This is a genomic window from Burkholderia sp. SIMBA_062 (assembly GCF_046534765.1).
Lineage (GTDB): Bacteria > Pseudomonadota > Gammaproteobacteria > Burkholderiales > Burkholderiaceae > Burkholderia > Burkholderia ambifaria.
The window spans coordinates 1-276 of the sequence record NZ_JAWRYD010000230.1; the positions used below are offsets into that span (position 1 = coordinate 1).

The 276-nt window shown below is 59.4% G+C and carries 1 pseudogene; it reads left to right on the forward strand.

The features are described from left to right. Positions 1-276 (forward strand): annotated as a pseudogene (locus SB786_RS36160) (MFS transporter); the annotation flags it as partial.

Below are 276 nucleotides of genomic sequence, written 5' to 3' on the forward strand. Positions count from 1 at the left end.
TATCCGGTCGAAAACGCCGGCCGCCTCACCGGCATCACCTCGCTGATTTCCGCCACCGCGCTGTTTCTTTACTTCCGCTATGCGAAGTTCGTCACGCACAAGAAGTGGATCATCGTGCCGGGCTTCCTGCTGGCGTTTTTCGTGGCGTTCTGGATGACGAAGATGACGCCCGACGTCAGCGAGACGTGGCTGATTCCGCCGCTGCTGCTGCGCGGCCTGTTGCTGCTGTTCATCGTGCTGCCGGTGGCCAATCTCACCTTTCGCATCTTCGATATC